At 64.6% G+C, this 24653-nt stretch carries 24 protein-coding genes; 10 read left to right on the forward strand and 14 right to left on the reverse strand.

All coding sequences use genetic code 11. The features are described 5' to 3' along the window. Positions 1-223: 223 nt before the first annotated feature. Entirely contained in the window at positions 224-1027 is an 804-nt protein-coding gene (locus AB4Y42_RS14785) for a 3-hydroxybutyrate dehydrogenase (RefSeq protein WP_368686573.1), read from the forward strand. Positions 1028-1056: 29 nt separating this feature from the next. Further along, positions 1057-2337, forward strand: a complete 1281-nt coding sequence (locus tag AB4Y42_RS14790) for a DUF3734 domain-containing protein (RefSeq protein WP_368694597.1) — start codon at positions 1057-1059, stop codon at positions 2335-2337. A gap of 124 nt (positions 2338-2461) precedes the next feature. Here AB4Y42_RS14790 and AB4Y42_RS14795 read toward each other — a convergent pair whose 3' ends face one another. Beyond that, positions 2462-3661, reverse strand: a complete 1200-nt coding sequence (locus AB4Y42_RS14795; RefSeq protein WP_368694598.1) for an amino acid aminotransferase — start codon at positions 3659-3661, stop codon at positions 2462-2464. A gap of 344 nt (positions 3662-4005) precedes the next feature. Here AB4Y42_RS14795 and uvrB point away from each other — a divergent pair, with 344 nt between their 5' ends. From uvrB to AB4Y42_RS14825, 6 genes are all read left to right on the forward strand, one after another. Next, on the forward strand, positions 4006-6087 hold the full coding sequence (gene uvrB / locus AB4Y42_RS14800) for an excinuclease ABC subunit UvrB (protein ID WP_368686570.1): 2082 nt from the start codon (positions 4006-4008) through the stop codon (positions 6085-6087). Between the two features lie 318 nt (positions 6088-6405). After that, positions 6406-6954, forward strand: a complete 549-nt coding sequence (locus tag AB4Y42_RS14805; protein WP_368686569.1) for an iron transporter — start codon at positions 6406-6408, stop codon at positions 6952-6954. Positions 6955-7036: 82 nt separating this feature from the next. Then, on the forward strand, positions 7037-7390 hold the full coding sequence (locus AB4Y42_RS14810) for a cupredoxin domain-containing protein (RefSeq protein ID WP_042261500.1): 354 nt from the start codon (positions 7037-7039) through the stop codon (positions 7388-7390). Between the two features lie 66 nt (positions 7391-7456). Then, positions 7457-8302 (forward strand): FTR1 family protein, encoded by an 846-nt coding sequence (locus AB4Y42_RS14815; protein WP_368686568.1) that lies wholly within the window; start codon positions 7457-7459, stop codon positions 8300-8302. Beyond that, positions 8299-9726 (forward strand): 4Fe-4S binding protein, encoded by a 1428-nt coding sequence (locus tag AB4Y42_RS14820; protein WP_368694599.1) that lies wholly within the window; start codon positions 8299-8301, stop codon positions 9724-9726. Before AB4Y42_RS14815 ends, AB4Y42_RS14820 begins: the two co-directional genes overlap by 4 nt. 142 nt (positions 9727-9868) lie before the next feature. Then, positions 9869-10276 carry a heme-binding protein gene (locus tag AB4Y42_RS14825; RefSeq protein ID WP_368686566.1) on the forward strand — a complete coding sequence of 136 codons (408 nt, stop codon included), beginning with the start codon at positions 9869-9871 and terminating at the stop codon, positions 10274-10276. 277 nt (positions 10277-10553) lie between these two features. Here the strand turns inward: AB4Y42_RS14825 and hemP are convergent, their stop codons facing one another. The 4 genes from hemP to AB4Y42_RS14845 form a co-directional block, all read right to left on the reverse strand. Continuing rightward, complete coding sequence (gene hemP / locus AB4Y42_RS14830; protein ID WP_368686565.1) at positions 10554-10814, reverse strand: hemin uptake protein HemP; 261 nt, start codon at positions 10812-10814, stop codon at positions 10554-10556. 174 nt (positions 10815-10988) lie between these two features. Continuing rightward, positions 10989-11474, reverse strand: coding sequence for an SRPBCC family protein (locus AB4Y42_RS14835; protein WP_133183540.1), 486 nt, complete (start codon positions 11472-11474; stop codon positions 10989-10991). A gap of 38 nt (positions 11475-11512) precedes the next feature. After that, the gene (locus AB4Y42_RS14840) at positions 11513-11911 is read right to left on the reverse strand and encodes an OsmC family protein (protein ID WP_368694600.1); all 399 of its coding nucleotides are present in this window, start codon (positions 11909-11911) and stop codon (positions 11513-11515) included. 137 nt (positions 11912-12048) lie between these two features. Continuing rightward, positions 12049-12930 (reverse strand): pirin family protein, encoded by an 882-nt coding sequence (locus AB4Y42_RS14845; RefSeq protein ID WP_368686563.1) that lies wholly within the window; start codon positions 12928-12930, stop codon positions 12049-12051. Positions 12931-13051: 121 nt separating this feature from the next. Between AB4Y42_RS14845 and AB4Y42_RS14850 the strand changes: the two genes are divergently transcribed. Then, positions 13052-14092, forward strand: coding sequence for a LysR family transcriptional regulator (locus AB4Y42_RS14850; protein WP_368694601.1), 1041 nt, complete (start codon positions 13052-13054; stop codon positions 14090-14092). 417 nt (positions 14093-14509) lie between these two features. On the opposite strand, the gene AB4Y42_RS14855 is transcribed toward AB4Y42_RS14850, so the two are convergent. The 9 genes from AB4Y42_RS14855 to AB4Y42_RS14895 form a co-directional block, all read right to left on the reverse strand. Continuing rightward, positions 14510-14929 (reverse strand): biopolymer transporter ExbD, encoded by a 420-nt coding sequence (locus tag AB4Y42_RS14855; RefSeq protein WP_028208423.1) that lies wholly within the window; start codon positions 14927-14929, stop codon positions 14510-14512. 18 nt (positions 14930-14947) lie between these two features. Then, a complete protein-coding gene (locus tag AB4Y42_RS14860) occupies positions 14948-15694 on the reverse strand; it encodes a MotA/TolQ/ExbB proton channel family protein (protein WP_368686561.1) in 747 nt (248 codons plus the stop codon). A gap of 47 nt (positions 15695-15741) precedes the next feature. Next, the gene (locus AB4Y42_RS14865; protein WP_368686560.1) at positions 15742-16473 is read right to left on the reverse strand and encodes an energy transducer TonB; all 732 of its coding nucleotides are present in this window, start codon (positions 16471-16473) and stop codon (positions 15742-15744) included. Between the two features lie 288 nt (positions 16474-16761). Further along, on the reverse strand, positions 16762-17016 hold the full coding sequence (locus AB4Y42_RS14870; RefSeq protein WP_028208420.1) for a bacterioferritin-associated ferredoxin: 255 nt from the start codon (positions 17014-17016) through the stop codon (positions 16762-16764). Positions 17017-17381: 365 nt separating this feature from the next. Continuing rightward, positions 17382-18242 (reverse strand): glutamate racemase, encoded by an 861-nt coding sequence (murI, locus tag AB4Y42_RS14875; protein ID WP_368694602.1) that lies wholly within the window; start codon positions 18240-18242, stop codon positions 17382-17384. Positions 18243-18312: 70 nt separating this feature from the next. Next, entirely contained in the window at positions 18313-18792 is a 480-nt protein-coding gene (bfr, locus tag AB4Y42_RS14880; protein WP_110857464.1) for a bacterioferritin, read from the reverse strand. Positions 18793-18994: 202 nt separating this feature from the next. Next, positions 18995-20518: a fumarate hydratase gene (locus tag AB4Y42_RS14885; protein ID WP_069262504.1), complete on the reverse strand. Its 1524-nt coding sequence runs from the start codon at positions 20516-20518 to the stop codon at positions 18995-18997. A 53-nt stretch (positions 20519-20571) separates the two neighbouring features. After that, a complete protein-coding gene (locus AB4Y42_RS14890) occupies positions 20572-21216 on the reverse strand; it encodes a TIGR00645 family protein (RefSeq protein ID WP_368694603.1) in 645 nt (214 codons plus the stop codon). 204 nt (positions 21217-21420) lie between these two features. Next, a complete protein-coding gene (locus AB4Y42_RS14895; protein ID WP_368686557.1) occupies positions 21421-22317 on the reverse strand; it encodes a DMT family transporter in 897 nt (298 codons plus the stop codon). A gap of 337 nt (positions 22318-22654) precedes the next feature. Here AB4Y42_RS14895 and acs point away from each other — a divergent pair, with 337 nt between their 5' ends. Beyond that, a complete protein-coding gene (gene acs, locus AB4Y42_RS14900) occupies positions 22655-24637 on the forward strand; it encodes an acetate--CoA ligase (RefSeq protein ID WP_368686556.1) in 1983 nt (660 codons plus the stop codon). Positions 24638-24653 lie beyond the last annotated feature (16 nt).

Below are 24653 nucleotides of genomic sequence, written 5' to 3' on the forward strand. Positions count from 1 at the left end.
CGCCGTTGCTGCTGAACGGGCTTGCGCCGCGCGCCGCGCCTTGCAGTGCGGCGAAAATCTCTTTTGCCTGTCGTGCTCGATGCTTCGACGAGGCGCCTTCATGCACAATAGCCTCGTTGGCCGCGACGCAACATCCGGCCGGATGGCATAAGCCATTCGTCAGGTTTGACGGCGCGCGCTCCGAGGTTTCATCCTGTCCCGTTCACTCACCTGGAGGTGCCCGATGTCGTCTCTCTCCCTGAACACGAAACTCGATGGCAAGGTCGCAGTCGTTACCGGCGCGGCCAGCGGCATTGGCAAGCAGATTGCCCTCACGCTCGCGCAGGCGGGCGCCGCAGTCGCCATCGCCGACCTGAACCAGAGCGGCGCGGACGCCGTGGCCGAAGAGATCAAGGGCGCAGGCGGCAAGGCCATCGGCGTCGCCATGGACGTCACCAGTGAAGAGGCCGTGAATCAGGGCATCGACCGCGTCGCGGCCGAACTCGGCCCGGTGGACATCCTGATCTCGAACGCCGGCATCCAGATCGTGAACCCGATCGAGAACTACGCGTTCTCCGACTGGAAAAAGATGCAGGCCATCCACGTGGACGGCGCATTCCTCACCACCAAGGCGGTGCTCAAGCACATGTACCAGGACGACCGCGGCGGCGTCGTGATCTACATGGGTTCGGTGCACTCGCACGAAGCGTCGCCGCTCAAGTCGGCCTATGTCGCGGCCAAGCACGCGCTGCTCGGCCTCGCGCGCGTGCTCGCCAAGGAAGGCGGCAAGCACAACGTGCGCTCGCATGTGGTGTGTCCGGGCTTCGTGCGCACGCCGCTGGTCGAAAAGCAGATTCCCGAGCAGGCGAAGGAACTCGGCATTTCCGAAGAAGAAGTGGTCAAGCGCGTGATGCTCGGCGGCACGGTGGACGGCATCTTCACGACCGTCGACGACGTCGCGCAAACCGTGCTGTTCCTCTCGGCGTTCCCGAGCGCAGCGTTTACGGGCCAGTCCTTCGTGGTGAGCCACGGCTGGTTCATGCAATAACGCAGGCATCGGGCCGAGGAGGCGCAGCAATGGCGCAACGCAAGAAGGGGCAGGTCCAGTCGAGCGCAGTCGACGACGAGGTCGGTGCGCATACCGGCGCGCGTATCGGCAACGCACCGCAGGGGAGCGCACCGCAGCCGCATGTTTCGAATTGCGGCGCGCAAGCTAAAGAATGGGAAACCATCGCGCTCACGCTGCAGGGGGGCGGTGCGCTCGGCGCGTATCAGGCCGGCGTGTACGAAGGGCTCGTCGAGGCCGGCATCGCGCCGAACTGGATCGCGGGTATCTCGATCGGCGCGCTCAATACCGCCATCATCGCGGGCAATGCGCCCGAACATCGCGTGGCGCGGCTGCGCGAGTTCTGGGAGACGATCTGCCAGCCGGCCTTCAGCTTCCCGTTGCCGCCCTTCGTCGAGCACGCGCTCTTCAATGCGAACGCCGCCGTGCGCAAGACCTTCACGGCCATGCAGGCGGCAGGCGCGATCGTGGAAGGGCAGAAGGGCTTCTTCGTGCCGCGCTTTCCGCCGCCGCTGCCCAACGGATCGGGTTCGCCAGAAACGGCCAGCTACTACGACACCAAGCCGCTCAAGGCCACGCTGGAACGCCTGTGCGACTTCGAGCGCATCAACTCGGGCGAAACGCGCGTGTCGGTGGGCGCGGTCAACGTGGGCAGCGGCAACTTCGTCTACTTCGACAACAAGACCACGACCTTGCGTCCCGAGCATTTCATCGCCTCGGGCGCGCTGCCGCCGGGCTTCGCGGCCGTGGAGATCGACGGCGAGTACTACTGGGACGGCGGCCTGATGTCGAACACGCCGCTCTATGAAGTGATCCAGACTACGCCGCGGCGCGACACGCTGGCGTTTCAGGTCGATCTCTGGAGCGCGCGCGGGCCGGTGCCCGACAACCTCATCGACGTGCAGGGACGCGTGAAGGACATTCAGTATTCGAGCCGCACGCGTCTCGTGACCGATATTCTGCAGCGCTCGCAGCGTTACCGGCATGTGCTGCGCGAGGTGCTCGACCGCGTCGCGCCCGAGCATCGCAATGACCCGTGGGTCGCGCTGGCGGACGAGCTTTCGTGCTCGAAGAAGTACAACGTGATCCACCTCATCTACCGGCAGAAGGAATACGAGGGGCACTTCAAGGATTACCAGTTCGGCCTCTCGACCATGCACGAGCACTGGGCTAGCGGCCTGCAGGATATCCGCGCCTCGCTCGCGCAGCCGGACTGGCTCGACAAGCCGGACAACGACTCGGGCTTCGTCACGCACGATATCCATCGCGATTCGCGAGGCCACGGCAGCTGACGTTTTCCGGCGAAGTTTTCCAAGGCGTTCGCCAAAAAAAAAGGCGTCCGTTCGCAAGAACGGACGCCTTTTTTATCGCGCCAGCAAGCCGCTTCGCAGCGGCCCGTCTTGCTGGCGAACGCGCTTACTTCAGCACTTGGGCGACTGCGCTCGCCACGACGTCGAGGTTGCGCGTGTTCAGCGCGGCCACGCAGATGCGGCCCGTGCTCACGGCATAGATGCCGAACTCTTCGCGCAGGCGGTCGACTTGGGCAGCGGTCAGGCCCGAGTACGAGAACATGCCGCGCTGCACGTTGATGAAGTTGAAGTCGCGGTCTACGCCGGCGGCCGTGAGGCGTTCGACGAGGCCCGTGCGCATCGCGCGGATGCGGTTGCGCATTTCGCCGAGTTCCGCTTCCCACATGGCGCGCAGGTCGGCCGAGCCGAGCACGGCTGCGACCACCGAGCCGCCGTGCGTCGGCGGGTTCGAGTAGTTCGTGCGGATCACGCGCTTGAGTTGCGAGAGCACGCGCGCCGACTCTTCCTTGCTGGCGGTGAGGATCGACAGCGCGCCCACGCGCTCGCCGTACAGCGAGAACGACTTCGAGAACGACGACGAGACGAACACGTTGAGTTCCGAAGCGGCGAAGAGGCGCACGACTTCGCCGTCTTCCGCGATGCCGTCGCCGAAGCCTTGATAGGCGATGTCGAGAAACGGCACCAGGCCGCGCGCCTTCACGGCCTCGATGACCTGCTTCCACTGGTCGATCGTGAGGTCCACGCCGGTCGGGTTGTGGCAGCACGCGTGCAGCACGACGACGGTGCCGGCGGCGTAGCCGTTCAGCGCGCTCAGCATGCCTTCGAAGTTCACGCCGTTGGTTTGCGCGTCGTAGTACGGATACGCGATGACTTCAAAACCCGCGCTTTCGAACAGGGCGCGATGGTTTTCCCAGCTCGGGTCGCTGATCGCGACCTTGCTGTTCGGGTTCACGCGCTTGAGGAAGTCGGCGCCGATCTTGAGCGCGCCCGTGCCGCCCAGCGCCTGCGCCGTGACGACGCGGCCCGAGGCGATCAGCGGCGAGTCGTCGCCGAGCAGCAGCTTTTGCACCGCGGCGTCATAGGCGGCCAGACCTTCGATCGGCAGATAGCCGCGCGGCAGACCGGCTTCCACGCGGGCCTTTTCTGCTTCGCGCACCGCGCGCAGCAGCGGAATCTTGCCTTCCTCGTTGGTGTACACGCCCACGCCGAGGTTCACCTTGGTCGCGCGCGCATCGGCGTTATAGGCTTCGTTCAGACCCAGGATCGGGTCGCGGGGGGCGAGTTCGACAGCGGAAAAGAGGGACATGATCGTTCGGCAAAAGTGAAGGAAGATCGGTTGGGCCACATGCTGCACCGGCCACGGAACTCGCTATTGTAACGAATCCTCAAGCGGGATTTCCGCGGATTTGCCATTCCCCGCGCCGTTTTCGGGGCTATTTCCGGCGCGATTGGGCGATTTCTGCCGCGTCGTTGCGCAGCGTTCACCGGCCGCCGGCCGCCATCGCCGCGCGCGGCCCTTGCAGGGCCGGCCGCCGCACCCCATCTAGCATGCAGACCCCCAGGTTCACCCAGATCCACCCAGGCTCGCCCCTCGGCAAGATGCGGCGAGACGCTAGAATAGTTGTTTGCTCCGCGCACAGGATGCCCCCCATGTCCGACCACCCCGTCGCCGACGCGCCCGCGCTCGACGAGTCGAAATTCATCCAGTACGAAGGCTCGCCGTTCCAGCTCTACCAGCCGTACCTGCCGGCCGGCGACCAGCCTACGGCCATCGAAACGCTCGTCGAAGGCGTGGAAGACGGCCTCTCGTTCCAGACGCTGCTCGGCGTGACGGGCTCGGGCAAGACCTACACGATGGCGAACACGATCGCGCGCCTCGGCCGCCCGGCCATCGTGTTCGCGCCGAACAAGACGCTCGCTGCGCAACTCTATGCGGAATTCCGCGAATTCTTTCCGCGCAACGCCGTCGAGTACTTCGTCTCGTACTACGACTACTACCAGCCGGAAGCCTATGTGCCGCAGCGCGATCTCTTCATCGAGAAGGATTCGTCGATCAACGAGCACATCGAGCAGATGCGGCTGTCGGCCACCAAGAGCCTGATGGAGCGGCGCGACGTGGTGATCGTCGCGACGGTTTCGGCGATCTACGGTATCGGCAATCCGTCCGAATACCACCAGATGATTCTCACGCTGCGCCACGGCGACAAGCTCGGCCAGCGCGACGTCATCGCGCGCCTGATCGCCATGCAATACACGCGCAACGAGCAGGACTTCCAGCGCGGCACCTTCCGCGTGCGCGGCGACACCATCGACATCTTCCCGGCGGAGCACGCCGAAATGGCGGTGCGCGTGGAACTGTTCGACGACGAAGTGGAAACGCTGCAGCTGTTCGATCCGCTCACGGGCCGCGTGCGCCAGAAGATTCCGCGCTTTACGGTGTATCCGTCGTCGCACTATGTGACGCCGCGCGAGACCGTGCTGCGCGCCGTCGAAACCATCAAGTCGGAATTGCGCGAGCGCCTCGAGTTCTTCCATGCGGAAGGCAAGCTCGTGGAGGCGCAGCGCCTCGAGCAGCGCACGCGCTTCGATCTGGAAATGCTTCAGGAGCTGGGCTTCTGCAAGGGCATCGAGAACTACTCGCGGCACTTCTCGGGCGCGCTGCCCGGCGAGCCGCCGCCCACGCTCGTCGATTACCTGCCGACCGATGCCATGATGTTCCTCGACGAATCGCACGTGCTGATCGGCCAGTTCAACGGCATGTACAACGGCGACCGCGCGCGCAAGGAAAATCTCGTCGATTACGGCTTCCGGCTGCCTTCGGCGCTCGATAACCGGCCGCTCAAGTTCAACGAGTTCGAGCGCAAGATGCGCCAGGTGGTGTTCGTCTCGGCCACGCCGGCCGACTACGAGAAGAAGGTGACGGGCCAGATCGCCGAGCAGGTCGTGCGGCCCACGGGCCTCGTCGACCCGGTGATCGAAGTGCGGCCCGCATCGACCCAGGTCGACGACGTGCTCGGCGAGATCAACGAGCGCGTGGCCGTGGGCGAGCGCGTGCTGGTGACCACGCTCACCAAGCGCATGGCCGAGCAGCTCACCGAGTTCCTCGCCGACCACGGCGTGAAGGTGCGCTATCTGCATAGCGACATCGACACGGTCGAGCGCGTGGAGATCATCCGCGACCTGCGGCTGGGCACGTTCGACGTGCTCGTGGGCATCAACCTGTTGCGCGAGGGCCTCGACATTCCCGAGGTCTCGCTCGTGGCGATTCTCGACGCCGACAAGGAAGGCTTCCTGCGCGCCGAGCGCTCGCTGATCCAGACGATCGGCCGCGCCGCGCGCAACGTGAACGGCAAGGCGATCCTCTATGGCGACCGCATCACGGACTCGATGCGCCGTGCCATCGACGAAACCGAGCGGCGCCGCGCCAAGCAGATGCACTTCAACGAGGAGCACGGCATCGTGCCGCGCGGCGTCGTGAAGCGCATCAAGGACATCATCGACGGCGTCTACAACGTCGATGAAGCCCGCGCCGAGCTGCGCGAGGAGCAGGAGCGCGCGAAGTTCGAGGACATGTCCGAGAAGCAGATCGCGAAGGAAATCAAGAAGCTCGAAAAGCAGATGATGGACTACGCGAAGAACCTCGAATTCGAGAAGGCCGCGCAGGCGCGCGACCAGCTCGCCGTGCTGCGCCAGCGCGTGTTCGGGGCGAACGTGGGCGACCATCCGATCTGACGGGTTTCGAGCGGACTGTCCGCTCGGGCGGGCAGGGCGGCATGGACGCCGCTCTGCGCCTGCCTCGACCCTGAAATTCCTTCGATTGCCTTGCGCGTATTCGCGGCCCCGGAACCGTGCTGTAAGGCACCCTAAGCCTCTGTTAACTAAACGCTGCTAAAACCCTGTTCCACTGAGGCTTTTCATGGCGCCGAATTTGTCCCTCATCTGCATCGGTGTTAAACTTCGCCATTATTGAGAATTGTTCGCATTAACTTTTCTATGTGCATGCGGCAGGCTCAGTGGGAAGTCACCCTCATATAAAAACCAGGAGTTTCGATGCGGATTCACACCCTCTTGCGCGGCACCGCCGTCATCGCGGCGGCCACGGCGGCATTGACTGCCAACGCAGCGGAATACCCGATCGGCAAGCAGGCCATCCAGGGCGGCATGGAAATCGGCGCGGTCTATCTGCAGCCGATCACGATGGAGCCGGAAGGCATGATGCGCAAGGCATCGGATTCCGATATTCACCTCGAATCGGACATCCACGCGGTCAAGAACAACCCGACCGGCTTCGCCGAAGGCGACTGGATGCCGTATCTGCAGGTTCACTACGAACTCACGAAGCCGGGTTCGAGCTACGCGCAAAAGGGCGACCTGATGCCGATGGTCGCGAACGACGGCCCGCACTATGGCGACAACGTGAAGCTGGCCGGTCCCGGCAAGTACCACCTTAAGTTGATCGTGGACGCGCCGATGCAGACGGGCCACATGGCGTTCGGCCGTCACGTCGACAAGGAAACGGGGGTGGGCCCGTGGTTCAAGCCCATCACGCTGGAATACGATTTCCCGTTCGCGGGCATCGGCAAGAAGGGCGGCTACTAAGCCGTCGCGAAGCAGCTCGGGCGGCGGCGCGCATCTCGTGCAGCGCCGCCGCATGAATGGCAGCAAGGAGCAGGTAAAACCAATGACTGGAATGCGGAAGTTTGCGGCGCTCGCACTCAGCGCGTCGTTTGCGGTGTCGCTGGCGGGCGTGGCCACGACGGCGCACGCCGAAGATCTGCCCACGTTCAAGCTCGAAATGACCGACGGCAAGCTCAACCCCGCGCGCATCGAAGTGCCGGCGGGCAAGCGCATCAAGATCGAGGTGCGCAATACGGGCAAGGGCGCGGCCGAGTTCGAGAGCGTTCAGCTGCGCAAGGAAAAAGTCCTGGCGCCGGGCGCGGACTCGTTCGTCGTGATCGCGCCGCTCGATCCGGGCGAGTACAAGTTTTTCGACGATTTCCATCAGCAGGCGCAGGGCGTGATTGTCGCCAAATGAGCGTCGCCAAATGAGCGTTGCGAAGTCAGGCCGCTGGCGCGTAGCGCCGGTAGCAGGAGGTGTTGAATGGGTCAGGTGATGTTCATCGTATGGCGGGAGAGCGTCGAGGCGCTGCTCGTCGTCGGGATTCTTTATGCGTGGCTGAAAAACGGCGACGCGGATGCGCGGCGCGGCGTGCCGTACCTGTGGGGCGGCGTGGCGCTCGGCATTCTTGCCGCCATCGGCCTCGGTGCGGCGCTGGTCGGCTTTACCGAAGTGCTGTCGGGCGATGCGCAGGACTACTTCCAGACCGGCATGGTGCTGGTGGCATGCGTGCTGATTGTGCAGATGGTGCTGTGGATGAAGCAGCACGGCCGTACGCTCAAACGCGAGATGGAAGAGTCGCTGGAAAAGAGCACGCAGGACGCGAACTGGTGGGGCGTGACGATTCTCGTCGCACTTGCCATCGCGCGTGAGGGCAGCGAGACGGTGATCTTTCTCTACGGCCTCGGCTTCGGCCAGTCGGGCCATGTCGATGCGAGTCAGTACCTCGCGGTGCTGATCGGCCTTGCGCTTGCGTTCCTCACGTTCTATCTCCTGCAGCTGGGCGGCAAGATCTTCTCGTGGCGGCACTTCTTCCGCGTCACCGAGATCATGCTGCTGTTCCTCGGCGCGGGCCTGTTCCAGACCGGTGTGGACAAGCTGATCGACAAGGAAATCCTGCCGACCATCGTCGACCAGGTGTGGAACTCCTCGGCGATCCTCGACGACTCGAGCACCTTCGGCTCGCTCGTCGCGACGCTCACGGGCTACCGCGCGCATCCGGCGCTCATGAACCTGATCGCCTATGCTGTGTACTGGCTCGTGGTGTGGTTCCTCGTGCGGCGCGCCACCGGCCGCGCGGGCGCGGTTGCGAAGAGGAAGGCAGCATGAGTTGTGCATCCGCTCGCCCGACACAGGCAACGGGTCGCCCAGGCAAGCTCGCCCAGGCGGGCCAGTGGATGCAACGTAACGGCGCGGCGATCCGCGCCGTGCAGTGGGTCGTGGTCGCTGTCTACGCATTCCTGATTCTCGTGCCGGCGGCAATGCCGCTGCCCGGCGATACGGCGCATCTGTGGAATAACCTCACGCTCGCGGCGCAGTTCGTGTTCTGGGGCATCTGGTGGCCGTTCGTGCTGCTCTCGATGGTCATGCTCGGCCGCGTGTGGTGCGGCGTGCTGTGCCCCGAAGGCGCTCTCACCGAGTTCGCGAGCAAGTTCGGCCGCGGCCGCGCCATCCCGCACTGGATGCGCTGGGGCGGCTGGCCTTTCGTGGCCTTCGGCCTCACCACGATCTATGGACAGATGGTGAGCGTCTACCAGTACCCCAAGGCGGTGCTGCTGGTGCTGGGCGGATCGACGCTCGGCGCGATGGTGATCGGCTTCCTGTACGGACGCGAGAAGCGCGTCTGGTGCAAGTATCTCTGCCCCGTGAACGGGGTTTTCGCGCTTTTGGCGCGTCTCGCGCCGTTTCGCTACAAGGTCGACGAAGACGCCTGGCGCAACTCCTACACGCACGGCGAGCACGGCGGGCATCGCGTGATTCCCGTGAACTGCGCGCCGCTCGTGCCGCTGCGCAACATGAAGGGCGCCGCGCAGTGCCACATGTGCGGCCGCTGCAGCGGCCATCGCGACGCCATCGCGCTCTCGTGGCGCTCGCCGGCCGAAGAAGTGGTCGAACTCGGCGACAGCCAGGCCAGCGCGTGGGACACGGCGCTGATTCTCTACGGCCTGCTCGGCGTGGCGATCGGCGCGTTCCACTGGACCGGCTCGCCGTGGTTCATCGGCATCAAGCAGTGGCTCGCGGGCTGGCTCATCGACCGCGACATCACCTGGCCGCTCGACACCAACGCGCCGTGGTTCCTGCTCACGCATTACCCGGCGCAGAACGACGTGTTCTCGTGGCTCGACGGCGCGATGATCGTCGGCTATATCGTCGCGACGGGGCTCGTCTATGGCACGGCGCTGCTCGCGATCCTCGCGGGTTCGACCGCCGTGCTCGGGCGTTTCGAGATGCGGCGTCTGCATCACTTCGCGCAGTCGCTGATCCCGCTGGCGGGGGCGGGCGTGTTCCTCGGCCTGTCGGCCACGACGCTCTCGCTGCTGCGCGCGGAGCACGTGCCGCTCGACTGGGCCGCCGAGGTGCGCATTGCGATTCTGGTCATCACGAACCTCTGGAGCGCCTGGCTCGCGTGGCGCGTGACGGGCCGCTACAGCTCGCGGTTCTGGCAGCGCGCGCTCGCGCTCGCGGGCTTCGCGCTCGCGCTCGCCGTGGTGGACAGCGCGTGGTGGCTCATGCTTTGGGGCTGGGTGCGCTGAGCCTGCTTCGGCGTTTCTTCATCTGCCGCTGATATAGGCGACATACGAGGGATCCGCGCGTCGCGGCACAAGTCTGAGTGTTACTCTCGAAACCGGGTTGGCGATTTCGCCAAACCCGGTTTTTGACTTTTCGGAGAGACGCATGCGAACGCGAGCAGTACTGACCGATGAAGACGTGATCCGGGTAGGCGACGCAGCCGTCGCGCACGCCCGCTCGAATGAATGGCACGTGACGATCGCCGTCGTCGATGAGGGCGGCCATCTGCTGTATCTGCGCCGCCTCGACGGCGCCGCGCCCATCAGCGCCGAGATCGCCGTGGCCAAGGCGCGCACCGCGTCGCTGGGCCGCCGCGAGAGCAAGGTGTACGAGGACGTGATCAAGCAGGGCCGCACGGCGTTCCTGAGTGCGCCGCTCACCGGCATGCTGGAAGGCGGCGTACCCGTGAGCGTGAACGGCGACGTGATTGGCGCGGTCGGGGTCTCGGGCGTGAAGTCCGACCAGGATGCCTCCATTGCGCGTGCGGGCATCGCGGCGCTCGGGGTGGAGTAATTCGATCCACTGTCGCGCTCGACGACGCCAGAAAAAACAAAAGCCGCGGACGGATGCCGCGGCGTTTGTCTCGGGCGGCACACGCTTCGCGCGCCGCCCCGATCTGGTACGAGAACAAAAAAATGGCGTGGCTTGCTTCGACGGCCGGCTTGAAGCTTGAAGGATGTCTGCACGAAGGGGTCTAGATCTCGCGTGCAAGCCGTCGTTGCTGGCTAATGCCCCAACGCCTCTCGGTGGAGGCGGTCCCCACAATACCCGGTTGAAACCTGCGTGAAACCTATTTCGTCAGGATCAGCTTGCCAAGCCGGGTGGCCCGCAGCTGATACGTTTCGCCGTTGTGCATGATGCTCACATGGCTGCGGCCTTGCAGCAGCGCCGCGCTATCCAGTTTCCTCTCGTCGCTTGCCGCGGCGGCCGCCGGCTCGGCGCTCTTGCGCGGCTTGGGCTGGGCGACGGCAGGCTTGGGCCGCGCGCTGGTCAATGCCGAGCTGCCGTTGCGGCGCAAGCTTAGTGTGGAGGTGCGGTTCAGTTCGGTCATGAACGTGACGTCTTTGTCTCGATTCGATGGATGAATTCTAAATGATAATAGTTCGTATTTGCAACTGCGAGATATTCATCGGAATCGAACGCCGATAGCCTGTACCGAAGCGTGCTGTCGTGTGAATCGGCGCTCGCCGTGCCGCGCAGGGCAGGAGGGCAAGCGCCGGAGGCTTCAGTGCAGCGCGTTCGGCGCGCTGCCGTCGCCCTGCACGAACTGGCGGATGAGACGCACGGTGTCGATGTCCGACTCGCGATAGGCCGACTTCACGATCTCGGAAGTCTGCCGATCGTCCTCGGTATCGGCGGTGGGCAGCGTCGTGCGGTACTCGAAGCGCAGAAAGAGCTGCAACGGATCGGGCTGCTCGATCGTCATCGTGAGCGAGCCGCCCACGTACTCGGCGGTCGCCATGATGTCGTAGCGCACGCTCTCGTTGGGCGTGAGCGTGACGCGATCGCGTACCGTGGCGTGGCCATAGTGCAACTCGCGCTCCATCGTGCTTTCGGTGCGCGAGAGGATCGTGCAGCTGTCGAGCCCGATCACGAAGAGCTGCGGCTGCTCGGCGCGCAGCACGAGCCCTTCCCAGAGCTGTTCGCGCGTCATGGCCTCGACGAGCGGGTTCAGCGGATCGTTGATCTGGATGAGGTGTTCGAAATTCAAGGCGGCGCCTTCCTGTGTCTGTGTCCGCGCGTCGCCGCTCAAGCGACGACGAGACCCGTGCGGATCGTGATCGTGTTCGTGAGGACCTTGTGGACCGGGCAGGCGTTGGCGATCTGCAGCAGGCGCTCGCGCTGCTCGTCGGTGAGCGCGCCTTCGAGCACTATCTGGCGGTCGATCTTCGTGCCTTCGCTGCCGGTTTCCATCGTGAGCTTCACGCGTACGCCTTCGAGCGGCCACTCCTTGCGCTGCGCATACATCTTCAGCGTGATGGAGGTGCAGGCGCCAAGGCTCGAGAGCAACAGTGAGAAGGGCGACGGTCCGCGGTCGCCGCCGCCGAGCGAGGCGGGTTCGTCGGCGATCCAGGTGTGGGTGCCGTCGTCGAACTGGACCTGGTAGTTCGTCGAGCCAATGTGTGCGGTGACTGCGGGTTCGACCATGCGCTCCTCGCGGGCGGGACGGTTAAAGAGGGACGGGCGCGCAACCTGCGATGCGCGCCCCAGAAACCTTATTGTGACGGAAAGCGGGCGGGCCCGTGGCGATGCTTCGGAAACCCGCGTCGCTGCGCCGTCCGGCTTCAGTGAGCGATGCGCCCCATGCGCCCGGCCTGATAGTCGAGCACGGCCTGGCGGATCTCCTGCTCCGTGTTCATGACGAACGGGCCGTAGCGCACGACCGGCTCGTTCAGCGGCACGCCGCCGATCAGCAGGACGCTGAGCGGCGCGCTCGCGTCGGCCGGGGCGGCGAGCGTGACGGTGTCGCCGTCGCTCGCGAAGGTCACCATCTGCTGGGCATCGATGGCTTGCGCATCGGGCCCGTACAGACCCGTACCTGAGAGACCATACGCAAACACGCGATACTCGCTCGGCACCGGTTGCTCCACGCGCGCGCCGGGCGCGAGCGTGAAGTGCTGGTAGAGGATGGGTGTGCGCGTTTCGATCGCAGCCTTGACGCCCAGCGCTTCGCCGGCGATCACCTTCACCGCAACCTTGCCGTCCTTCGAGCGGCCCACCGGAATCTGCTCCGTGGGCAGTTCCTGGTAGCGCGGCGCCATCATCTTGTCGCGCGCGGGCAGATTCACCCACAGCTGCAGGCCATGCATGCGGCCGCCCGCACGCGTGAATTCGGGGTCGGGCATCTCGCTGTGGATCACGCCCGCGCCGGCCGTCATCCATTGCACGTCGCCGGGTCGCAGCGTGCCCGAATGGCCCGCCGAGTCCTTATGGCCGAAGCGGCCTTCGACCATATAGGTGACGGTTTCGAAGCCGCGGTGCGGATGGTCGGGCGCGCCCTTGGCCTCGCCGGGGGCGTAATCGACGGGGCCCATTTCGTCGAGCAACAGGAACGGATCGAAGTCCATCAACTGGCGGGTCGGGAACGGCCGATGGACGATGAATCCGCCACCCTCGGTGGTGCGAACCGCGGGATAAACGCGCTCGATCGTACGGGTCGTGGTCATGGATATCACCTCGAATTGTGGGAATTGCGTTATATGCGAAACAAACCGCTATTATAGGTAGCCAATTTGGCCTGTTTTACGGCCTCATCGCAATGGATTGTCCCATCGCTGGAACGACGACATGAAAATCGATTCGCATAACCTCAACGACCTGATGTACTTTTCGCAGGTGATCGAGCATGGCGGCTTTTCCGCTGCGGAACGCGTGCTCGGCATCTCGAAGTCGCGTCTGTCGAGGCGGGTGAGCGAACTCGAGGCCTCGCTCGGCGTGCGCCTGTTGCAGCGTTCCACGCGCAAGCTCGCGCTCACCGAGGCGGGCGAACTCTTCTACCAGCATTGCCGCTCGATGCTCGCCGAGGCGCAGGCCGCGGTGAACGTCGTTCAGTCGCTGCGCTCGTCGCCGCGCGGCACGGTGCGCGTGAGCGTGCCGGTCACGCTGTCGCAAACGATCTTTTCGCAGGTCATACCGGAATTCATGCATCGCTACCCCGAGGTGCGGGTGGTGATGCGCGTGACGAACCGCGTGATCGACCTGTTCGAAGATTCCGTGGATATCGCGCTGCGCGTGCGCTCGGAGCCGCCGCAGAACGCCAATATCGTGGTGCGTCCGCTGTGGCGCACCGAGCAGATGCTGGTGGGCGCGCCGAGCCTGCTCGCGCAGAACGCGCCGCCTCTCACGCCCGAAGACCTCGCGCGCTTCGAAACGCTCGATACGCCCACGGGCGACGGCCGCCACGTTTTCCAGCTCATCGCGCCCGATGGCACGCGCCACGCGCACGAACACGAGCCGCGCCTCATCACCGCGGACCTCACGACGATCCGTGAAGCGGCGCTGCAGGGCCTCGGCATCGCGGCCTTGCCGGAGATGATGTATGGCGCCGCGCTGCGCTCGGGCAAGCTTTCTCCGGTGATGCCGGGCTGGACGCTGCCGGTGCCGCAGCTCTATGCGGTATTTCTCTCGCGCCAGGGCATGGTTCCGGCCGTGCGTGCCTTCGTCGATTACCTCGTCGAAGTGCTCGATGCCGATAAGGGCTTGCAGCAGGAATGTCCGCTCAGAAGCGAGATCGCTGCGCCTGGTACGCAAGCAGAAACGGAAAATGCATCCAGCGGCAAGGTTGGGCTCTCGCGCACAAAGAGCACAAGCAGGATCGAAACTGCATGAAGCTTTGCGAACGTGCACGCGCGTGCGCTTGTATGAAACTTGAGTTTTCATGCAGTGCATTTGTGCGCAACGTCTAGCGCCATTTGTTTTTAGGCATTCAAGCGTGAGCGGCCATCGCTACTTTCAATGGCCTAACTCTTGAAGGTACGAAGCGAGAGGAATATATTGAAGTCCTCCTCGCCAAGCACCGGTCTTGAGTGGGGATTGATGGCCGCTATCATAGTGGGCCTTCAGGGCCGAAAGCGCAGTCCGTGTTGCCCACGGCAGTCGCATGTGCCGGTGTGAACCGATCGATTGTCGGGGAGTCGCCGCCACCGCCCGAATGCGCCGCGTGCGCACGAAAAAAGGCCTTCATCTGACGATGAAGGCCTTTTACTTTGTACCGCTCAATTTTGCGTGCTGCGTGCAGTGACGCGATCAGTGATGCGCAGGGTCGGTGACGAAGCCGAGCTTCGTGAGGCCGCCACTTTGCGCGGCAGACATCACCTGGGCCACGCGTTCGTACTGCACCTTGCGGTCCGCATTCAGATGCAGTTCCGGTTGCGGCGTCGTTTGCGCCGCGGCTGCGATCTTCTGGTTCAGCGCCGCGTCGTCGACCTGCGTGCCGTCCCACAGCACCGTACCGTCCGCTTCGATCGAGATGTTGATCTGCGCGGGCTTCGCGTCTTCCTTCTGGCTGCTCGCATGCGGCAGGTCGATCTTCACGGCGTGACGGATCACGGGAATCGTCACCATGAAAACGATCAGGAGAACCAACATGACGTCGACGAGCGGCGTCATGTTGATTTCGTTCATCAGGCCATCGTCGTCGTCGCTGGCAAAGGGGCTCATCGCCATGATGCTTGCCTCCGCTCTTTAGTGGCTACGTGCAGCGACACGCAGGTTGCTCGTGTTGCCGTCTTTTGCGCCGCTACGTGCGGTGGAGGTGAGGCGCGCGCCCGTCACGAAGAAGGCATGCAGGCCGTGCGCGAAGCGGTTGAGCTTCGTGACGATCGCCTTGTTGGCGCGGGTGAGGGCGTTGTAGCCGAGCACGGCGGGGATCGCGACGAAGAGGCCGAAGGCGGTCATGATGAGCGCTTCGCCAACGGGACCGGCCACGGCGTCGATCGAGGTTTGACCCGTCGCGCCAATCGTAAGCAGTGCGTGATAGATGCCCCACACCGTGCCGAACAGACCGACGAACGGCGCCGTGCTGCCGATCGAGGCGAGAATGGCGAGGCCGCTTTGCATCTTCGCGACCGATTCGTCCATCGTGTCCTTCAGGCAGCGCGTGACCCAGTCCGACACATCCATGCGGTCGTGCAGATGCGGCTGCGTCTGGTGATGGTGGTCGGCGGCTTCCTGGCCCGACAGCGCAAGTGCGAGGAACGGGTTGTCTTCACGCGAGCCGCTGCCGAGCTTCTTCACGCCGTCGGCGAGATCGTCCGAGTGCCAGAACTGCTGCTCGGCGTTCTTCGTGAGGCGTTTGAGGCGCGCGACATTCCAGCCCTTGACGACGATCACGCACCACGACAGCACCGACATGATCAACAGCGCGAGCGCGATGCCGCGTGTCACGAAATCTCCTTGCGCCCAGACGTGGGCGATACCGTAGTTCTGCATTCCTGATCCTCTTTATTCAATTCATGGAAGCGTGTGACTTCAGCCGGTCAATTGTTCAGGCTGAACTCGAATGGTTGCGTATAGGCCGCGCGGACGGCTTCGCCGTTTTCCAGGTACGGCTTGCACGAGCTCTGGCGCATCGCATCGAGCGCGGCGTCGTCGAGGCGGCTGGAGCCGCTCGACTTCTTCAGCTCGATGTTCTCGATCTTGCCCGTGAGGCCCACGACGAAGTGCACGAATGCCGTGCCGGTTTCGCCGCGCCGGCGCGAGAGCGTCGGGTAGTCGGGCTGCACGATGCGGCAGTCGAGATGCGAGACGTTCTTCGGCGCCGAGAGCGCCATGGTCGGCTTAGCGTCCGTGGCCGCCGCGGCTTGCGGAGCGGGTGCTGGCGGCGTGGGAGCCGGCGGCGTAGGCGCAGTGGGCGCGGCCGACTCGATCGCGTGCTGCGAGGGCGCTTCGGCCACGGGCAGCGGAGTGGGCTTGGGCTTGGGCTGAACCTTCGGCTTCTCGCGCGTCACGTGCGGGACCGGCTTGGGCGGAGGCGGCGTAGGCGTGGACTGGATTGCAGCCGGGGCGGCGACCGGCTCGGGCTTGAGCAGTTCGGCCATCATCGTCTGCGACTGGAGCGCGACGGGCGTCACGGGTTCGCGCTTCATCAGCACGACGGCGATGAGCGCGGCATGCAGCGCGACCACGATCGCGCTCGCCGTGACGACACGGCGATTGACGCGAACGGAGGGAGACGGCAGCGTGCCAGCGGTGGTTTGGAGAGCCTGCATGTTTAGCGTGGCTGCCATGCGGACGACGGCGCGCAGGCGAACCTACGCGTCGCGTCGGGCAGCTTTATTTGCGAAAGATCAACAGCGAGATGCACAACGTCGTTACGAATCCGAGCAGCAATTCCATCACGACCTCCTTTGAGGGGTACGAGCGGTAGCTGGCTGGTCGGGAGACGGGCTTGCTGTCGGCGGCGATTTGACGTCCGCGGCGCGTGGCGCCGGAGGCGCCTTTGGCTAAACGGGCGGACGGGGCGGACGCGCATCGGTGGCCGGATGCGCGTCATGGCTTCAGGCAGCCTTGCGCTCGTAAAACGTGAGCGGAACCGCATGGGGGACCACGGCGGGGTGCGCCGGTTGCGTGACCCCGCAGCGGCTCGCACAGACACCGCTTTGCGCCATCACGTCACGAACGGATTCTTCGCACTTGCCGCAGCAGGTCGCGACGCCGAGCTCGAACTGTAGCTCGTCGAAAGAATCCATGCCTTCCTGAATGGAGGCGCGGATCGTCCGGTCGGAGACGGATTTGCAAACGCAGACAATCATGATGGACCGCAATAGATAGAGTTAATGCGAATTATTATCATTATGTTTGCTGGGTTTGGCAAGCGCGTAGGCGGATTTTTTGTAACATAACCGGAGGCCTAGCAGGGGTTTTGCTTTGCGTCAGGAAAAGGCGAGCCAGGGTGGGGCGCTCGTCAAGGCGTTTGGTGAGCCGCCTAGAGCTTATCCGTTGCGTTACTGTCGGCAGGGTGGCGCATCGCCGCGGGAGCCCAACAGGGACTTCTGGCAGGAGCCAGGCACAACGAAGCGGATGAGTCAGATGGGTAGAAACGGGGTTGAAACGTGAACACCAGGGCGAGGCGCGAATCGCGAACCTCGCATCGCGCGCGGCGTGTGGCGCCGGCGCGTCAGGCCGCGTTCGCTTCCAGTTGCCGCGTGCGGCGCGAGGGGATGGCCACGCGCTCGACGTTGGCGTTCAGACCCAGCAGCGCGGCCGCGAGTTCGTGCAGGTGCGCGCCGTCGCTCGTCGAGCAGAAGCGAATCTCGTCGCCGCCCGCGCCGGCCGGCTCGCCGCTCGCGCGCAGGCCGTGCTGGTCGAGCACGCGTTCGAGCTGCCGGGCGATGGCGACGCTCGTGTCGACGAGCGTCATGCGTTCGCCGACGATCGAGCGGATCGCCGCGTCGAGAAACGGGTAGTGCGTGCAGCCGAGCACGAGCGTATCCGCGCCCGCGTCGAGCATGGGCTCGACGTACGCGCGCAGCAGCGCGAGCAAGTCGGCCGAACCGATGTCGCAGCGCTCCACGGCTTCGACGAGGCCATGGCCCGGCTGGCACAGCACGCGCAGGTCGGCCGCGTGGCGCTCCACGAGCGCCTGAAAGCGCGCGCTGCGCAGCGTGACCTGGGTGGCGAGGACGCCCGCCACGCGCGATTTCGAAACCAGCGCCGCGGGTTTGATCCCCGGCTCCACCCCGATGAGCGGGATGGAGAGCCGCTCGCGCACGAGCGCGATGGATTGCGCCGTGGCCGTGTTGCAGGCCACCACCAGCGCCTTCGCGCCCTGCGCCACGAGCCATTCGCAGATCGCGAGCGTGCGGTCGGCGATGAAGTCGTCGTCGCGCTGGCCGTAGGGGGCGTAGCGCGAGTCGGCGGCATACACGAGCCGCTCGGCGGGCAGCAGCGCGCGCACGGCGCGCAGCACCGACAGGCCGCCGAGGCCGGAGTCGAAGATGCCGATGGGCGCAGCGCTGGAAGAGGCCGGAAGGTTCACGGGGATGGGCGCAAAAGGATTGGGGCGCACCCGCAAGGCGGACGGATGCGCGCGGGCGCGAGGCGCGCGATCAGGATTCTACCGAACCCATGGCCGACTGCTGGTAATTCTGGATGCCGATCTTGCCGATGAGGTCGATCTGCGTTTCGAGCCAGTCGATGTGCTCTTCGGTGTCTTCGAGAATCGTCACGAAAATCTCGCGCGAAACGAAGTCGCGCACCGATTCGCAATAAACAATCGCTTCCTTGCAGGTGGACTGTGAAATCTGCTCGAGCTTCAAATCGCACTCGAGAATTTCCTTGGTTTCTTCGCCAATCAGCAGCTTATGCAGGTCCTGGAGGTTCGGCAGACCGTCGAGCATGAAAATACGTTCGATGAGCATATCGGCATGCTTCATTTCGCCGATCGATTCGTCATATTCATGCTTGCCGAGTTTCTCGAGGCCCCAGTGCTTGTACATGCGGGCATGCAGGAAATACTGATTGATAGCCGTGAGCTCGTTCTTGAGCTGCGCGTTCAGATATTCGATGACCTTCTTGTCGCCTTGCATAGTCTTTCCTTTCTTTGTGGGGCGGTGACTGGTTTCCAACAATAAACGCTCAATACACAAAAGCCAAGGCCGAATCCACATTGAATTGCGGTGTATATCGGCGATTTACTCAGCGCTGAGAATTAATCTCAGTACGCCGCGCGTGATGCAAAAAAAAACCGGGGCGCGCGGCCCCGGGTTTTAAACAGGCATCAGGCAGGCATCAAACCGTGGCGACCGGAATCTTGCCGATCTTCGCCTGCCATTCGGCAGGGCCGGTTTTGTGGACCGAGGTGCCCGACGAATCGACGGCGACCGTCACCGGCATGTCCTGCACGTCGAACTCGTAGATGGCTTCCATGCCGAGGTCTTCGAACGCGAGGACCTTCGAGCCGCGGATCGCCTTCGACACGAGGTAAGCCGCGCCGCCCACCGCCATCAGGTAAGCCGCCTTGTGCTTCTTGATCGCCTCGATGGCGACCGGGCCGCGCTCGGCCTTGCCGACCATCGAAATGAGGCCCGTTTGCGAGAGCATCAGCTCCGTGAACTTGTCCATGCGCGTGGCCGTGGTGGGGCCTGCCGGGCCGACCACTTCGTCGCGCACCGGATCGACCGGGCCGACGTAGTAGATCACGCGGTTCTTGAAGTCCACCGGCAGCTTCTCGCCCTTGGCGAGCATGTCGGCGATGCGCTTGTGCGCCGCGTCGCGGCCCGTGAGCATCTTGCCCGAGAGCAGCAGCGTCTGGCCCGGCTTCCACGAAGCGACTTCTTCCGGCGTGAGCGTGTTGAGGTCGACGCGCTTGCTCGTTTCCGTGTTCGGTTCCCAGTTGACCTTCGGCCATGCGTCGAGCGAGGGCGCTTCGAGCTTGGCCGGGCCCGAGCCGTCGAGCACGAAGTGCGCGTGGCGCGTGGCGGCGCAGTTCGGGATCATCGCGACGGGCTTCGAAGCCGCGTGCGTGGCCGTGGCCATGATCTTCACATCGAGCACGGTGGCGAGACCGCCCAGACCCTGCGCACCGATGCCGAGCGCGTTGACCTTCTCGTGCAGTTCCACGCGCAGTTCTTCGATCCAGTCCTTCGGGCCGCGCTTGATGATGTCCTGGATGTCGATGGATTCCATCAGCGATTCCTTCGCCATCAGCATCGCCTTTTCAGCGGTGCCGCCGATGCCGATGCCGAGCATGCCCGGCGGGCACCAGCCCGCGCCCATCGTCGGCACGGTCTTGAGCACCCAGTCGACGATCGAGTCGGACGGGTTCAGCATCACGAACTTCGACTTGTTCTCCGAGCCGCCGCCCTTGGCTGCAACCTGCACGTCGACCTTGTCGCCCGGCACGATCTCGTAGTGGATCACGGCCGGCGTGTTGTCCTTCGTGTTCTTGCGGCCGCCTTCGGGCGGGCTCACGATCGAGGCGCGCAGCACGTTGTCCGGGTTCAGGTAACCGCGGCGCACGCCTTCGTTGATCATGTCGGTCACGCCCATCGTGGCGCCGTCCCAACGCACGTCCATGCCGACCTTCACGAAGATCGTGACGATACCGGTGTCCTGGCAGATCGGGCGACGGCCCTCGGCGCACATGCGGCTGTTGGTGAGGATCTGCGCGATCGCGTCCTTCGCGGCCGGGCTCTCTTCGAGTTCGTAGGCGCGGCCCAGCGCCTCGATGTAGTCCTGCGGATGGTAGTAGCTGATGTATTGCAGCGAATCCGCAATGCTCTGGATGAGGTCTTCCTGTTTGATGACGGTCATGGCTAGCTTCTGTGGGGACGGGTGTTTTGAATCATGTCTGCCGTGTGCGCGGTTCAGTCGGACTCGGCGTGCTCGGGAACCGCTCGACGCGCCGCGGCCTGCCCGCCTGGCACCGGATGGCGGGCGGCGAGCTCCTGGTAGTGTTCGGGGTGCGTATGCGTGGTGATGCGGTCGATCCACGCCATCACGAGCGCGGAGACGAGGAACGCCACGTGGATGATCACCTGCCACATCACCGTATGCGTCGAGGCGGCATCGGGATTGATGAAGGTCTTGAGCAGGTGGATCGACGAAATGCTGATGAGCGCCATGGCGAGCTTCACCTTGAGCACGCCGGCGTTCACGTGGTCGAGCCATTCGGGCTCGTCGGGATGGCCCTCGAGATTCAGGCGCGAGACGAAGGTCTCGTAGCCGCCCACGATCACCATGATGAGCAGGTTCGAGATCATCACCACGTCGATCAGGCCGAGCACGGCCAGCATGATGCTGGTTTCGTCGAGCGTGGTGGCGTGGCTCACGAGGTGCCAGATCTCCTTGAGGAACAGCACGCAGTACACGGCTTGCGCGACGATCAGGCCCAGATAGAGCGGCACCTGCAGCCAGCGGCTCATGAAGATGATGCTGGGCAACGGACGCATGCGGCGACGGGCTTTACCCGGTGCGGCGACGGAAGGCGGCTGGGGGCGTGCGGCGGACATGGGCAATCACGGTGGCGAATTCGGGCGGGGCTGCCTAAGTGGGGCTGCCTAAGCGGGGCTGCCCTGGTGCAGTCGTCTGGTTAGGGCCAGAAGACGCGCGCGAGGGGCCGGGCGGGCGCTATTGTACAGCGTCGCAGGAGGGGCTCGCCGGGATTCCGGCACCGCCGCCCGCGCCCCGATGCTTTCAACCTGATTACGGAATGGTCACGAGGCCACCGGCGGCAGGCGCTTCATCTTGAGGCTCGCGAGCCCGATGCCGGCCACCACGCAGGCGAGCGCAATGCCGTGCGCGGGCGTGGGGCGCTCGCCGAGAAACGCGATGCCATAGACGGCCGCGGCCACCGGCAGCACGGCCGTGAACACGCCGGCGATGCTGCCCGGCACGTGGCGTATGCCCATCATCCAGAGGCAGAACGAGAACACGCTCGCCGAAAGTCCGTACCAGAGCGCGAGCCACCCGATGCCAGCGGGCACGCTCGAGAAATCGAACGACAGTGCGCCGGGCAGCCCCACGGGCAGCATCAGCAGAAAGCCGAACAGGTGTGTGTATGCGCAGATATCGAGCGGCGCGAGCGTTTGGGTGAGACGGCGCGACAGGATCACATAGAGCGATTCGCAGCACACCGCGCCGAGCACCATCAGGTTACCGATCAACGAGCTGGCGCCGCTGTCGCCACCGCCGCCCACGTGCGCGAGATTGATGACCGCGATGCCCGCAATGGCGAGCACGATGGAAGCGAGCGCCCGCGCGTCGGGGCGCTCGCGCAGGAGGAGCCAGGAGAAGAGGGCGACCACGGCGGGGATCGTGCTCGTGATGACGCCGGCCGCGACCGCGCTCGTGCGATGCACGCCGCCGAGCATCAGCAGCGTAAACCCGAATGTCCCAAACAGCGCCTGGAGGAACAGATTGATCCATTCGCCGCGCTTCACCTGTTGCATTCTGGAGCGACGCAGGAGCGGGCCGAGCACCGCGAGGGCGATCACGAAGCGCAGCAGCGCGAAGAGTGGAACGGGAATGAAGGCGACAATCGACTTGCCGATGCCGACGTTGCTGCCCACGAGCAGCATCGAGGCAATGAGAAACAGGGAATAGCGATTCAAGCTGGAATCCGGGTGCGCAGTTCAGTTAGCATTCTAAATGTCTGCTTACCTGCGTGCCATGGCGCGCCGCTTGCATGGTCTGCATGGGCGCGCGTAAGTGGCCGGTAAGTTGCTACGCTTAATCTTGCCGGCATGGGTAGTTTGCGAAGATCGCGCACGATCGTGCCTGTATCGCGCGCCCATGCATGCCGGGATGCCACAATGGCGGCTCCCGGCGCAAGCCAATAGCGCCGTGCCCGCATGCGGGCGGCGGCGCACGGAGACGGCGCGCACGGGCATTGAAGATGCTCATGCGTGTCCACGAATTTGACGTTTCATCTTCACCAAGGGGTTGTCGATGTCTGCGATTGAATCGGTTCTTCAGGAACGCCGCGTCTTTGCGCCTTCCGAGCAAACGGTGGCGGGCGCCACGGTGTCCGGCATGGACGCATACAAGGCGCTGTGCGCCGAAGCCGAACGCGATTACGAAGGCTTCTGGGCGCGCCTCGCGCGCGAAACCCTGAGCTGGCAAAAGCCCTTCACGAAGGTGCTCGACGAATCGAAGGCGCCGTTCTACACGTGGTTCGAAGACGGCGAACTCAATGCCTCGTACAACAGCCTCGACCGCCACGTCGAAGCGGGCAATGGCGAGCGCGTCGCGATCGTCTTCGAAGCCGACGACGGCACCGTCACGAACGTCACCTACAAGGACCTGCTCGCGCGCGTGTCGCGCTTCGCCAATGCGCTGCAGAAACGCGGCGTGAAGAAGGGCGATCGCGTGGTCATCTACATGCCGATGTCGGTCGAAGGCGTGGTCGCCATGCAGGCTTGCGCGCGTATCGGCGCGACGCACTCGGTGGTGTTCGGCGGCTTCTCGTCGAAGTCGCTCAACGAACGCATGGTCGATGTGGGCGCGGTCGCGCTCATCACCGCCGACGAACAGATGCGCGGCGGCAAGGCGCTGCCGCTGAAGAACATCGCCGACGAAGCGCTCGCCATGGGCGGCTGCGAAGCGGTGCACAGCGTGATCGTCTACAAGCGTACGGGCGGCAAGGTCGCCTGGCACGAAGGCCGCGACCAGTGGATGCACGAACTTTCGGCGGCCGAGAGCGACACCTGCGCGCCTGTGCCGGTGGGCGCGGAACACCCGCTCTTCATCCTCTACACGTCGGGCTCGACGGGCAAGCCGAAGGGCGTGCAGCACAGCACGGGCGGCTACCTGTTGTGGGCCGCGCAAACGATGAAGTGGACCTTCGATCACAAGCCCTCGGACGTGTTCTGGTGCACGGCCGACATCGGCTGGATCACGGGCCACAGCTATATCGCCTATGGTCCGCTTACGATCGGCGCGACCCAGGTTGTGTTCGAAGGCGTGCCGACGTACCCGAACGCGGGCCGCTTCTGGGACATGATCGCCAAGCACAAGGTCACGGTGTTCTACACCGCGCCCACGGCGATCCGCTCGCTCATCAAGGCATCCGAAGCCGACGCGAAGGTGCATCCGAAGAGCTACGACCTTTCTTCGCTGCGCATTCTCGGCACGGTCGGCGAGCCGATCAATCCCGAAGCGTGGATGTGGTACTACGAAAACGTGGGCGCCAAGCGCTGCCCGATCGTCGACACGTGGTGGCAAACCGAAACCGGCGGCCACATGATCACGCCGCTGCCGGGCGCGACGCCGCTCGTGCCGGGTTCGTGCACGCTGCCGCTGCCGGGCATCATGGCCGCGATCGTCGACGAAACCGGCCAGGACGTGCCGAACGGGCAGGGCGGCATTCTCGTCGTGAAGCGTCCGTGGCCCGCGATGATCCGCAACGTCTGGGGACAACCCGAGCGCTACAAGTCGGGCTATTTCCCCGAGGAACTCGGCGGCAAGCTTTATCTGGCCGGCGACGGCAGCGTGCGCGACAAGGACACGGGCTACTTCACGATCATGGGCCGGATCGACGACGTGCTGAACGTCTCGGGCCACCGCCTCGGCACGATGGAGATCGAGTCGGCGCTGGTGGCGAACCCGCTCGTGGCCGAAGCCGCCGTGGTGGGCCGCCCCGACGACACCACCGGCGAAGCCGTGGTGGCGTTCGTGGTGCTCAAGGCCACGCGTCCGCAGGGCGACGAGGCCGTGAAGCTCGCCAACGATCTGCGCGCCTGGGTGGGCAAGGAGATCGGGCCGATCGCCAAGCCCCGCGACATCCGCTTCGGCGAGAACCTGCCGAAGACGCGCTCGGGTAAGATCATGCGCCGTCTGCTGCGCTCGCTCGCGAAGGGCGAGGCGATCACGCAGGACGTTTCCACGCTGGAAAACCCGGCGATTCTGGACCAGCTCGGCGAATCGCTCTAAACGCCGAGGTTCGCGC

Origin of the sequence: Paraburkholderia sp. EG286B (genome assembly GCF_040965655.1) — a bacterium.
Taxonomy (GTDB): domain Bacteria; phylum Pseudomonadota; class Gammaproteobacteria; order Burkholderiales; family Burkholderiaceae; genus Paraburkholderia.

Coding starts and splice junctions, on each gene's coding strand:
- AB4Y42_RS14785 (WP_368686573.1), top strand. CDS start 224: ATGTCGTCTCTCTCCCTGAACACGAAACTCGATGGCAAGGTCGCAGTC.
- AB4Y42_RS14790 (WP_368694597.1), top strand. CDS start 1,057: ATGGCGCAACGCAAGAAGGGGCAGGTCCAGTCGAGCGCAGTCGACGAC.
- AB4Y42_RS14795 (WP_368694598.1), bottom strand. CDS start 3,661: ATGTCCCTCTTTTCCGCTGTCGAACTCGCCCCCCGCGACCCGATCCTG.
- uvrB (WP_368686570.1), top strand. CDS start 4,006: ATGTCCGACCACCCCGTCGCCGACGCGCCCGCGCTCGACGAGTCGAAA.
- AB4Y42_RS14805 (WP_368686569.1), top strand. CDS start 6,406: ATGCGGATTCACACCCTCTTGCGCGGCACCGCCGTCATCGCGGCGGCC.
- AB4Y42_RS14810 (WP_042261500.1), top strand. CDS start 7,037: ATGACTGGAATGCGGAAGTTTGCGGCGCTCGCACTCAGCGCGTCGTTT.
- AB4Y42_RS14815 (WP_368686568.1), top strand. CDS start 7,457: ATGGGTCAGGTGATGTTCATCGTATGGCGGGAGAGCGTCGAGGCGCTG.
- AB4Y42_RS14820 (WP_368694599.1), top strand. CDS start 8,299: ATGAGTTGTGCATCCGCTCGCCCGACACAGGCAACGGGTCGCCCAGGC.
- AB4Y42_RS14825 (WP_368686566.1), top strand. CDS start 9,869: ATGCGAACGCGAGCAGTACTGACCGATGAAGACGTGATCCGGGTAGGC.
- hemP (WP_368686565.1), bottom strand. CDS start 10,814: ATGACCGAACTGAACCGCACCTCCACACTAAGCTTGCGCCGCAACGGC.
- AB4Y42_RS14840 (WP_368694600.1), bottom strand. CDS start 11,911: ATGGTCGAACCCGCAGTCACCGCACACATTGGCTCGACGAACTACCAG.
- AB4Y42_RS14845 (WP_368686563.1), bottom strand. CDS start 12,930: ATGACCACGACCCGTACGATCGAGCGCGTTTATCCCGCGGTTCGCACC.
- AB4Y42_RS14850 (WP_368694601.1), top strand. CDS start 13,052: ATGAAAATCGATTCGCATAACCTCAACGACCTGATGTACTTTTCGCAG.
- AB4Y42_RS14855 (WP_028208423.1), bottom strand. CDS start 14,929: ATGGCGATGAGCCCCTTTGCCAGCGACGACGACGATGGCCTGATGAAC.
- AB4Y42_RS14860 (WP_368686561.1), bottom strand. CDS start 15,694: ATGCAGAACTACGGTATCGCCCACGTCTGGGCGCAAGGAGATTTCGTG.
- AB4Y42_RS14865 (WP_368686560.1), bottom strand. CDS start 16,473: ATGCAGGCTCTCCAAACCACCGCTGGCACGCTGCCGTCTCCCTCCGTT.
- AB4Y42_RS14870 (WP_028208420.1), bottom strand. CDS start 17,016: ATGATTGTCTGCGTTTGCAAATCCGTCTCCGACCGGACGATCCGCGCC.
- bfr (WP_110857464.1), bottom strand. CDS start 18,792: ATGCAAGGCGACAAGAAGGTCATCGAATATCTGAACGCGCAGCTCAAG.
- AB4Y42_RS14885 (WP_069262504.1), bottom strand. CDS start 20,518: ATGACCGTCATCAAACAGGAAGACCTCATCCAGAGCATTGCGGATTCG.
- AB4Y42_RS14890 (WP_368694603.1), bottom strand. CDS start 21,216: ATGTCCGCCGCACGCCCCCAGCCGCCTTCCGTCGCCGCACCGGGTAAA.
- acs (WP_368686556.1), top strand. CDS start 22,655: ATGTCTGCGATTGAATCGGTTCTTCAGGAACGCCGCGTCTTTGCGCCT.